Here is a 6,864-nt window from a genome sequence, read left to right as displayed (position 1 = left end):
GCCAGCCGTCTCCCAGCGCCCACCGCCGCCTGCCGGATCGCGACGCGGCCAACCCCAACAGTTCGCGCAAGATCGACGCGATCTTGATCGGCGCGCGGGGCCGACGGGACCCGGCCGGCGGGTCGGTTACGGGGTCAGCAGGGTTTCGCGGAGGCGGGCCACGTAGGCGTCGTCGACGCCGAGGCGCTTCTCGGCGTAGCCGCGCAGCGAGCCGTAGTTCTCATTGACCCAGGCCAGGAACAGGGTCATCACCTCGGCGGGGGCGCGGCCGTAGCCGAGCCAGGTCGGCGGCTGCCCGGAGCGGGCGGTCCAGTCGGCGACCAGGCGCTCGCTCGCCAGCTCGGTGAGGGCGTAGTCGGCGACGATCACGTCCTCGGGCACGTCCAGCAGCGCCAGCACCAGCGCCGCGACCAGGCCGGTGCGGTCCTTGCCGGAGGCGCAGTGGAACACCACGGGCGCGTTCTCGTCGGCGGCGATCACGTCGAGGGCCTGCCGCAGCTCGGCCACGCCGTCCTCGGCCACCTCGGTGTACTTGCCCGCCAGGAAGGGCCCGGTCGGCACGTCGGGGTCCAGATCGGCCTGCCGGTACGGCCGGTGCTCGATGCTGAGGTTGTGGTACGCCAGCCCGGGGTGCTCGCGTACCCGCCCGGCACGGTCGATCTCCCACGGGTAGCGCAGGTCGATGACGGTGCGCACGCCCAGCTCGGCGAAGCGCGCCCAGTCCGCCTCGTCCAGCTTGGACAGCGAGTCGGACCGGAACAGCCGGCCCCACCGCACCGTCCTGCCCGCGTGCCCCCGGTATCCGCCGAGGTCGCGGAAGTTGTGCACGCGCCCGAACGCGATGTGTCTGTCCACAGTCGGCACGGTAGCCGAGGCGGTGCCGCATAGCCGATCCGGTTAAATTTCGCAATCTACTCAAATCGGGCAAATCGCTGTACCGTCGTCAGCAGCCGCGGCACACGGAACTGCACGTCATCGCCAGGAAACACGTCAGGAGACGGTGATGCAATCGTTCACCCTGCCCGACTTCTACCTGCCTCACCCGGCCCGGCTCAATCCGCACGAGCAGCACGCCCGGGACCACTCCGACGAGTGGGCACGGCGGATGGGCATGCTCGACGCGCCCGGCCCGTCCGGGGAGCCGGTGTGGGACCAGGAGAAGCTGAGCAAGCACGACTACGCGCTGATGTGCGCGTACACCCATCCCGACTGCGACTCCCCGACGCTGGACCTGGTCACCGACTGGTACGTGTGGGTCTTCTTCTTCGACGACCACTTCCTCGCGTCGTTCAAGTACGACCGCGACCTCGCCGGGGCGCAGGAGTACCTGGACCGGCTGGAGCTGTTCATGACCGAGCCCGGCCAGGTGCCGCCGGAGCCGCGCAACCCGGCCGAGGCGGGGCTGGCCGACCTGTGGGCGCGCACCATCCCGCACCGGTCCGACGGGTGGCGGCGGCGCTTCGTGCTCAGCACCCACAACCTGATGGTCGAGTCCATGTGGGAGCTGGAGAACATCTCCCGGCACCGGGTCGCCAACCCCATCGAGTACATCGAGATGCGGCGGCGGGTCGGCGGCGCGCCCTGGTCGGCGAACCTGGTCGAGTTCGCCTGCGGCGCCGAGCTGCCCGACCGGCTGGCCGAGCAGCGGCCGCTGCGGGTGCTGCGCGACACCTTCTCCGACGCGGTGCACCTGCGCAACGACCTGTTCTCGTACCAGCGGGAGGTGGCGCAGGAGGGCGAGAACTCCAACGCGGTGCTGGTGCTGGAGCGGTTCCTGCAGGTGCCGCCGCAGCGAGCCGCCGACCTGGTGAACGAGCTGCTCACCTCGCGGCTGCACCAGTTCGAGAACACGGTGCTGACCGAGCTGCCGCTGATGTTCGCCGAGCACGCGGTGACCCCGCCGGAGCAGCTCGCGGTGAGCCTGTACGCCAAGGGCCTGCAGGACTGGCAGGCGGGCGGGCACGAGTGGCATGCCCGGTCCAGCCGCTACCAGCGGATCGAGTCGGGTGGCGGGGCCGGTCCGCTGGCTCCCGGCCTGCCGACGCTGCTCGGGCAGTACGCACACGTGCCGCTGGCGCGGCGCACCGGCCACCTGCCGCTGCCCGCCTTCCACATGCCGTACCGGCCGCACACCAGCCCGCACCTGGCCCGCGCGCGGCGGCACGTGCTGGCCTGGGGCCGCGAGATGGGCTTCTTCGACCCGGTGCCCGGCACCGGCGTGCACGGCCTGTGGGACGAGCGCTCGATGGCGGGCTACGACCTGGCGCACTGCGCCGCGATGATCCATGCCGGTGGCACGCCGGAGCAGGTCGAGCTGTCCGCGGACTGGCTGGCCTGGGGCACCTACGGCGACGACCTGTTCCCGGTGCAGTACGGGCGGACCCGCGACTTCCTCGGCGCGAAGGCGCAGAACGCGCGGCTGTCGCTGTTCATGCCGCTGGACGGGTCCCCGGTGCCGGAGCCGCTGAACCCGGTCGAGCGGGGCCTGGCGGACCTGTGGCGGCGCACCGCCGACCCGATGGCGCCGCCGGCACGGGCCCGGTTCCGCAAGGCCGTCGAGGACATGACCGCGTCGTGGCTGTGGGAGCTGGCCAACCAGATCCAGAACCGGGTGCCCGACCCGGTGGACTACGTGGAGATGCGGCGGGCCACCTTCGGCTCCGACATGACCATGAGCCTGGCCCGGCTGGCGCACGCCGGGCAGGTGCCCGCGGCGGTGTACGAGCACCGGGTGCTCCAGCAGCTCGAACACGCCGCGCAGGACTACGCCTGCTTCACCAACGACCTGTTCTCGTACCAGAAGGAGATCGAGTACGAGGACGAGATCCACAACATGGTGTTCGTGCTGGAACGCTTCCTGGGCTGCGACCGGCTGACCGCCCGCGACCTGGTGGCCAAGCTGATGACCGAGCGCATGCGGCAGTTCGAGCACACCGTGGCGGTGGAGCTGCCCGCGATGTGCCGGCAGCTGGGCCTGACCGACGAGGCGTGCGGGCAGCTCGACGCGTACGCCGACCACCTGAAGGACTGGATGTCGGGCATCCTGCGCTGGCACGAGCAGTGCGTGCGGTACTCGGCCGCCTCGATGCCGCTGCGCAGCCCCGGCATGGCCGCGCCGCACCTGCCCGCGGTGCCGCTGCCGTCGGGCCTGGGCATGTCGGCGGCGCGGGTGCTCGAATGGCTGCACCCGGTGCATCTGAACTGAGCGGTACAGCGGTGGCGCGGGCGTCGGGGGATGGCTCCCACGCCCGCGCCACCGTGCGCTCGGCCCCACCAGCGAGCCCGTGAGCTGTGCCAGAAGTTCACAACTTATCGATGTTTCTAGATTGTTTCAAGACCGGCCTACATATCGATATCTGACAGTCTATCGATCTATGGCCACGCTTAGTATATCGACGGTTGCCGAAGAGTGACGACCCGGCGACCTGTCCCGTCCCGTCCCCTGAATCGGAGGCCCTCGTGGTCCGACTCGCCCGTGCCGCCGTCACCGCCGTCCTGGCGATCGGCGGCACCCTCTTCGCGGCCGCCCCCGCCGAGGCCGCGGTGCTCGACGTGAGCTGCACCTCGCCCAACAGCACCAACGTCATCACGTTCAGCCCGCCGCTGACGCTGGTGAACCAGCCGACCGTGGTGTCCCGCAGCACGTCGTACCAGCCCTGCCGGGCGCCGCGCTGGCCCAACCTGACCCACGGCAAGGAGGCCAAGACGATCACCATGCTCGACGACTGCACCATGGTCCTCGGCACGCTGAACGTGAACTTCACGATCACCTGGAACACCGGCCAGACCACCACGGTCAGCGCCGTGCGCACCGCGTCGCTGTCCGGCTCGAACCTCGTGGTGACCTTCAACGGCACCGTGACGGCCGGGCTGTTCCTCGGCAGCAACGTCAACCAGGTGTTCGTCGGCTCCGGGGTCGACCTGATCAACTGCCTGGCCGGACGCGGCTCGGTGCAGAGCATCGTGTCCCGGGTGCAGCTGACGATCACGCACTGACGTGCGATCCGCCGCGGCGGCCCCAGCCCCGGCCGCCGCGGCCCCACGCGAGCACAGCGATGCCCGACAATGCCTTCATGACACTCGCGGAGCCGGATCCGGAAGCGCTGCCCGACGAGCCCCTCGACTACCGGGCGGGCGCCTACTACGCGCTGCGGTTCGCCCTGGTGGTCGCCTGGCTGGTCGCGGCGTACTTCCTCTTCGCCATCGCGGTGTTCGGCTTCGGGCACACCTCGCTCGATCCGGGCGCGCCCCCGCCGCACGCGGCGGCCCTGCGCCGGCACGCGGACTTCGTGCTGGCGCTCGACGTGCTGCTGGGCGTCCAGACGGCCGGCGCGCTGGCGCTGTGGCTGCTGCGCCGCCGGCCGGTCGTGGCCGCCGCCCTGCTCACCGTGACGGTGGTGCTGGCGATGTGCACGTTCGGGCTCCGCACGCCCCCCGCCTGACGGCGGCGTAACCACCTTCCGGCACTCCCGCGCCGCCCAGGTCTGTCGACCTGGGCGTTCCCGCGCGCCCGGACCACCCTCCGGAAAGGATTGGTGTGGTCCGTTGCATTAGTGTGTGGCACACAGTATCGTGTGAGACATGGACGACGAACTGCTCTCGACGCACCTGCAGGAACTGCGGCGGGGCACGGTCGTGCTGGCCTGCCTGCTCGTACTGCACCGGCCGAACTACGGCTACGCCCTGCTCGAGGTGCTGCAGCAGCACGGCTTCACGGTCGACGCCAACACCCTCTACCCCCTGCTGCGACGGCTGGAGAAGCAGGGACTGCTCACCAGCGACTGGAACACCGACGAATCGCGACCGCGCAAGTTCTACCGGACGAGCGCCGAGGGGACCGCGCTCGCGCAGACCCTCGGCGACGACTGGAACTCCCTGCACACCGCATTCCGATCCCTGAGAGGCGAGTCATGACCACCCTCACCGACCGCTACGTCGACACCGCCGTGCGCCGCCTGCCGCCCCGCCAGCGCCCCGACATCGAGCGGGAGCTGCGTGCCTCCATCGAGGACGCGGTCGAGGCCCGCGTCGCGGCCGGCGAGGACCCCGCCGAGGCCGAGCACGCCGTGCTCACCGGCCTGGGCGACCCGGCCCGGCTGGCCGCCGGATACGCCGACCGGCCGCTGTACCTCATCGGCCCGGCCCTGTTCGTCGACTACACCCGCCTGCTGACCGTGCTGCTCGCCACGGTCGTGCCGATCGTCGCGGCCGTCGCCGCGGTGGTGCGCGCGGTCGACGGCGCGGCCTTCGGCGCCATCCTCGGCGGCGCCATCGGCGCGGCCATCACCACCGCCGTGCACATCGCCGCCTGGACCACCCTGGTCTTCGCGGTCCTGGAGCGCACCGGCAGCCGCTGGACCCCGTCGGACGCGCAGCCGTGGACGCCGGACAACCTCCCCGCGCCGCCGAGCCGCCGGACGCGGCGGGCCGAGCTGTTCATCGAGAGCGTCTTCACCGTCGCCTTCGCCGCTCTCCTGCTGCTCTCGCCCCGCCTGGGCCTGGAGCGGACCAGCGGCGGCGACCCGATCCCCGTGCTCGACCCGTGGCTGTGGGACACCGGCATCGTGTACGCCTTCGTCGCCCTGGTGCTGGCGAGCCTCGTCTTCACCTTCGCCCGCCACCACTCGCGCTGGTCCCCGGCGATCGGCGTGGCCGGCGGCCTGGTCCAGGCCACCCCGGCCGCGCTGCTGATCTGGCTGGCCACCGAGGACCACGTGCTCAACCCGGCCTTCGTCGCGGCGACCGGCTGGCCCGAGCAGGCGACCCGCTGGATCGCCCCGGCGCTGATCATCTCCGGGGTGCTGGGCATCATCTCGGCGATCTACGAGACGGTCCGGCACGCCCGCAACCGCTGAGCCGCACCGCCGCCCGCACAAAGCAGAACGCCCAGGTCATCGACCTGGGCGTTCCTCATTCGGTGGAGCCGAGGGGACTCGAACCCCTGACCCCCACACTGCCAGTGTGGTGCGCTACCAGCTGCGCCACGGCCCCTTGTTCCTGGTAAGTCCCCGTTTGACGTTTCCGTCGCTCGGGCACCTGCGAAATAGTACACGGCCCCGGGCCCCTGGCAAAAACGGGTATCCCCGCGAGTTGACCAGGAGGTTGTGCACCCGCCACACCGGTCGATCATGAACCTTTGTTCATGATCGACAAAATGAGCGGTGGGTCAGTTGAGGGCGACGTCCGGGGGGAAGTTGGCCACGGCGGCGGTCATGCCGCCCTGGCGGCGCAGCACCAGTGACCACAGCTCCTCGGGCTGGGTGCGGAACGGATCGCTGGGCAGCGCCTCGAACACCAGCCAGGCGTTCTCCTCGATCTCCTGCTCCAGCTGCCCGGCGCCCCAGCCGGCGTAGCCGTGGTAGACGCGGACGCACTCCAGCCGCTGGCCGATGCGGGCCGGGTCGCGGCTGAGGTCGACGGTGCCGATCTGGCCCATCACCCGGCTGAAGCCGACGAACCCGGCGACGCCCGCGCGGGCACGGGCCACACAGATCGCCGAGTCGGTGCCGACCGGGCCGCCCTCGAACAGCACCCCGGGCTCGCGCAGCAGCGACTCCCAGCCGGGCAGGATGTCCCCCACCAGCGCCTCGGTGGGCCGGTTCAGCACCACCCCGAGCGCCCCGTCCGCCTCATGGGCGAGGACGAAGACGACCGTACGTTCGAAATTGGGGTCTCGCAGCGAGGGCAGGGCAACCAGCAGGTGCCCGGTCAGTGACTCCACCGCGTCCCGCCCCGCGCCTTTCCCCACCTTGTCGTGCCGCGTTATGTGCGGCTCTCCCGACGCCATGAATGGCACCCTATCCGTCCGGAGGCGGCACGGTCAGGGTCTCCGCGCGGCAACTGCGCCAAACTTCCCCGACCCGG

7 protein-coding genes and 1 tRNA gene are annotated in these 6,864 nt (G+C 71.1%); 5 read left to right on the top strand and 3 right to left on the bottom strand.

Going from position 1 to position 6,864, the window contains the following annotated elements; genetic code table 11:
* Positions 1-126 precede the first annotated feature (126 nt).
* Positions 127-855 (bottom strand): tyrosine-protein phosphatase, encoded by a 729-nt coding sequence (locus AB0J67_RS15985; RefSeq protein WP_363482369.1) that lies wholly within the window; start codon positions 853-855, stop codon positions 127-129.
* Positions 856-1,003: 148 nt separating this feature from the next.
* Between AB0J67_RS15985 and AB0J67_RS15980 the strand changes: the two genes are divergently transcribed.
* The 5 genes from AB0J67_RS15980 to AB0J67_RS15960 all read left to right on the top strand — a co-directional run bounded on the left by AB0J67_RS15980 (position 1,004) and on the right by AB0J67_RS15960 (position 5,855).
* A complete protein-coding gene (locus AB0J67_RS15980) occupies positions 1,004-3,205 on the top strand; it encodes a germacradienol/geosmin synthase (protein WP_363482366.1) in 2,202 nt (733 codons plus the stop codon).
* 254 nt (positions 3,206-3,459) lie between these two features.
* The gene (locus AB0J67_RS15975; RefSeq protein ID WP_363482363.1) at positions 3,460-3,996 is read left to right on the top strand and encodes a hypothetical protein; all 537 of its coding nucleotides are present in this window, start codon (positions 3,460-3,462) and stop codon (positions 3,994-3,996) included.
* Between the two features lie 77 nt (positions 3,997-4,073).
* A complete protein-coding gene (locus tag AB0J67_RS15970; RefSeq protein ID WP_363482360.1) occupies positions 4,074-4,442 on the top strand; it encodes a hypothetical protein in 369 nt (122 codons plus the stop codon).
* A 139-nt stretch (positions 4,443-4,581) separates the two neighbouring features.
* Positions 4,582-4,914, top strand: a complete 333-nt coding sequence (locus AB0J67_RS15965; RefSeq protein ID WP_363482358.1) for a PadR family transcriptional regulator — start codon at positions 4,582-4,584, stop codon at positions 4,912-4,914.
* Positions 4,911-5,855 (top strand): permease prefix domain 1-containing protein, encoded by a 945-nt coding sequence (locus AB0J67_RS15960; RefSeq protein ID WP_363482355.1) that lies wholly within the window; start codon positions 4,911-4,913, stop codon positions 5,853-5,855. The genes AB0J67_RS15965 and AB0J67_RS15960 overlap by 4 nt, the downstream gene beginning before the upstream one ends.
* Before the next feature lie 63 nt (positions 5,856-5,918).
* On the opposite strand, the gene AB0J67_RS15955 is transcribed toward AB0J67_RS15960, so the two are convergent.
* A tRNA-Ala gene (locus AB0J67_RS15955) sits at positions 5,919-5,991 on the bottom strand.
* Between the two features lie 175 nt (positions 5,992-6,166).
* Positions 6,167-6,721, bottom strand: a complete 555-nt coding sequence (locus AB0J67_RS15950; protein ID WP_363482374.1) for a YqgE/AlgH family protein — start codon at positions 6,719-6,721, stop codon at positions 6,167-6,169.
* Between the last annotated feature and the right edge of the window lie 143 nt (positions 6,722-6,864).

The sequence above is a fragment of the Catellatospora sp. NPDC049609 genome (assembly GCF_040675365.1).
Taxonomy (GTDB): domain Bacteria; phylum Actinomycetota; class Actinomycetes; order Mycobacteriales; family Micromonosporaceae; genus Catellatospora.
This window is presented reverse-complemented; position numbering and strand designations above follow the sequence as displayed.

Bases quoted from the DNA above. Each gene is read 5' to 3' on its own strand.
- AB0J67_RS15960 (WP_363482355.1), top strand. From the start codon at position 4,911: ATGACCACCCTCACCGACCGCTACGTCGACACCGCCGTGCGCCGCCTG.
- AB0J67_RS15965 (WP_363482358.1), top strand. From the start codon at position 4,582: ATGGACGACGAACTGCTCTCGACGCACCTGCAGGAACTGCGGCGGGGC.
- AB0J67_RS15980 (WP_363482366.1), top strand. From the start codon at position 1,004: ATGCAATCGTTCACCCTGCCCGACTTCTACCTGCCTCACCCGGCCCGG.
- AB0J67_RS15970 (WP_363482360.1), top strand. From the start codon at position 4,074: ATGACACTCGCGGAGCCGGATCCGGAAGCGCTGCCCGACGAGCCCCTC.